2 protein-coding genes are annotated in these 3,260 nt (G+C 21.0%); both read left to right on the forward strand.

The features are described 5' to 3' along the window. The first annotated feature begins 322 nt into the window (after window positions 1-322). Complete coding sequence (locus BINT_RS14370; protein WP_014486487.1) at window positions 323-1,543, forward strand: hypothetical protein; 1,221 nt, start codon at window positions 323-325, stop codon at window positions 1,541-1,543. A 311-nt stretch (window positions 1,544-1,854) separates the two neighbouring features. Then, window positions 1,855-2,250 carry a hypothetical protein gene (locus BINT_RS14375; RefSeq protein ID WP_014486488.1) on the forward strand — a complete coding sequence of 132 codons (396 nt, stop codon included), beginning with the start codon at window positions 1,855-1,857 and terminating at the stop codon, window positions 2,248-2,250. Window positions 2,251-3,260: the final 1,010 nt, after the last annotated feature.

Here is a 3,260-nt window from a genome sequence, read left to right on the forward strand (position 1 = left end):
TGCGTTAGCTTATAAGCTATTATCAAATATTTTTATGCTTACTTTTAGTTTTTAAAAGTTGACACGTGAATGTCAATTTTTGATTTTTAGTTTATACAGTAATGTATTAAAATATAGTAAAAAGCAACAACGACACGAAGTGCTTATTAATTAATAGTGTCGTTGTGTAAAAATTTTACACATCATCATTTTTGAGTATGATTTTATAGCTAGTTTTGTACAGTATTTTTATTGACTTTAAGGCTTGAAATATACTTGAAAAATAATAAAAAAGTCCTTATATTTGAAGTCGGCAAACTCAAAAACATAAGGACTGGAAAGTATGCAAAATATAACAAACTCGTTTAAAAATAGCAATATTCAAAATCAAAAAAGTTGTATATCTAGTTTTGATACAATATCATTAAATTATAGCTTAGTACAAAATAATATAAAGTTCGATGATATTGTGAAAGATTATAACAATTTTGACTACTCAGAAAAAATCAAAAATGTATTTGATATTAAAAATAATTCAAAATATAAAGTTCATATAAAAAGCTATAATCTATCAAATTATATAAAAAATGAAGTGTGTGGGCTTGAAAAATTATCACTACTTGAAACTAGAGAAAATCACGGCAACGATGTTGTCAATAGCTCCGCTTCATACGATTTAATCATCAATTTTAATGCTAAGACTTTGAAAGAAAATTATTTAAATAATATCACTAAAAGCAATTATAATTATGTTGTAGATTATTTGATTAATTCACTTCAAGAAGTTATAAAATTAAATGATGATGTTTTTTATAAATCGAATGTTAGGAAATTAGATTATACTAAAAATATCAAATTAGATAATTATTCGATTAAAGATACTTTGATAATACTTTCAAAAATCTTATATCCGAATAGAACATTAAAGCGAATACATAAAGACTTTGTAAACAATGAAACTTTGTATTTCCATACTTCCAAAAAAAGCCGTGATAAATTGTATTCAAAATATAATGATTTAATAGAATTATCGAACGATGTTAATTATCATTCTTTCAAAGAATACTCAGATTTATTGATAGCAAAAAACAGTAATAATATTTTAAGATATGAAATATCATTTAATAAACATAAAATGATTAAAAAGTATTTTGATGTTAAAGCCGATGATTTTAATTGTATTAAGTTTAACGACTTGTTGAACTCAAATAAAAATATTGTCTATGATAGATTTAATAAATACTTTAATAAAAAGCAAAAAGATTTTTTTACGATGATTGATAATAAAGCGAATAACAACAAGTTTAATTCAAATAAAGATTTTGAAACTTATATGCTGGGGCAGGCTTTATATTTCCAGTATAAAGATAATTACGAACTTCTTAAAAAAGATGCATATTCATTCAATGAGAAAAACAGAAAAACAAAATATAATTATTTTGTCAAATACAAAAATGCTATGTCTTTTTATTTAATGAATAGAGAGGCAACTAACATTGATTATAAAAGTTGCTTTAATGATTTTTATAACAAATTATCAGATATAGATAAACATTGTATTTGATTATTTTTATATAAATATACATTTATGTATATGATGTATTAAAAGTCTTTATATAAAGGCTGTACGCTTCAAATAATGGTGTTTTTTTAATCTATAGTAGATTAAAGTAGATTGATATTTTAAGTATTTTATTAATTTTAAAATATGTATTTCAAAAATGATTATAAGTTGTAATTATATATGTTTGTGTTAGTATTCTGTTGTCTTAAATTTTTAATTAGTTAAGGGCTTTTATTTTATACATTTAAGCCCTTTTTTATTTTGTTTTTTATATTAAAATGTCTTTATACTAATTTAAGGATTTAAGATTTATGTCTAAAAATAATATTAATGTTTTACCTTTCATATCATCACAAAATATCAAATATAATTTTTTTGTAGTACCAACATTTTTATTTGATTTTGATATATCCGAATTAGATAAGTTTGTTTATGCTGTTATATATCTTTATATAAAAAGTGATATGAAAAAAAATAAAAAAGATATTTCATATACTTTTTGTTATGCTTCAAATAAGCAAATAGGTGAATTATTAAATAAAAGCAGTAGTACAATAAGTAAATCAATTTCTAAATTAATTAAAAATAATTTAATTTATACTACTGGAAGTAGAAAAGATAATGACGACAGAAAAATATATCTTAATAAAAGTTATATTAATTTAGAATGTGATAGTCTCTATAATAAAATTATGTCTCAGCTTTAATTTTTTTGCTTAAACTTATAGTAAAAAATTACTATAGAGTATAGTTTTATTATGATATACATATTTATTATTTATTCATATACATATATGATTAAATTACTATAGGTATATTTATTTTTTATTATATATATATGCTTATTTTACTATAAGTATATTTATAAATTGTTATAGGATTATTCTAATATTATTTAAGGGTATAGTAAAAAATTATTAATAATATAATATATATAATAAAGCTATAATATAACTATTAATAAACTTTTAAAAAAATAAAAAGAGAGAGAGAATATTATATTTATTAAAGCGTTTTTTTTATTCTCAAAAAGTGGCGTTATTTATTTTGAAAATTTATAGACTAACGCACCGACAATAATGTCTTTTAATATTTAATGTTTTTGATGTCGGCTTGTTAGTAAAGCCTTTCGGAATGTCTTTTATTTTTTGATTTCTCATACTGAAAGGCAACTATTAAGAATTATCTTTTTTGTTTTTCTTTATTCACTCTTAAAGCCTTATTTTAAGGCTTTTTTTATTGTACTAGTATGTTTTATTGTTTTTATATAAAAAGTCTTTGTATGAGGCAAATATAAAGCAAATAGATAGCTTATAAATTATTCTATACTAGATTAAATTAGATTGATTAAAATGTTACCCGAGAAAGTAACATTTTGATTATGAAATTATCAAACATTAAATATACTGAGAATAAAGCAAAAATAAAAAGCATAGTATTAAATTAGAATGCCTCTATTTGCTTAATATTTCAATTTTAAGGCTATCAAATTAAAAAAGACTATAAAATACAAGCTAAAATATAAAAATGCTATATGAGGCAAATACAAGCGTTTTAAATGGTATTATTTTATTGCCTCAGCAGTTATTTTAATTTATTTTTTAGCTTTTTAGTTGCCTTTCATAGTTTTTGAAGTCAAATATTAAAAAGTATTCCGAAAGGCTTTACTAACAAACCAGCTTAAAAGACATTAAACTTTTAAAATCTTTATTGCTGG

This window comes from Brachyspira intermedia PWS/A (assembly GCF_000223215.1).
GTDB classification, from domain to species: Bacteria; Spirochaetota; Brachyspiria; order Brachyspirales; family Brachyspiraceae; genus Brachyspira; species Brachyspira intermedia.